Annotated in this window: 1 pseudogene; it reads right to left on the bottom strand. The window is 62.7% G+C overall.

What is annotated here, in order from left to right:
- Positions 1-225: pseudogene (locus HMPREF2559_RS13195) on the bottom strand (DDE-type integrase/transposase/recombinase); the annotation flags it as partial.

Below are 225 nucleotides of genomic sequence, written 5' to 3'. Positions count from 1 at the left end.
GCGATTGCCCTGGCTAGGGAGGGTGCTTTATCGGTGTTGATCACCCGCGGGAACCCGGCTGACGCATTGGATCTGAGGGCCTTGGTCAGGAAACGCTTCGCTGCGGCCACGTTGCGCTTCGGAGAGAGGTAAAAGTCCAGGGTCTGGCGACCGGCGGCGATCCCCCGATAGAGGTAGCACCACCTGCCCCGATCCGGATATAGGTCTCATCCACCCGCCAGGAAC

It is taken from the genome of Corynebacterium sp. HMSC072G08 (assembly GCF_001809185.1).
Classification (GTDB): domain Bacteria; phylum Actinomycetota; class Actinomycetes; order Mycobacteriales; family Mycobacteriaceae; genus Corynebacterium; species Corynebacterium phoceense.
The sequence above is the reverse complement of the archived record's forward strand: the minus strand, read 5'-3'. Positions and strand labels throughout refer to the sequence as shown.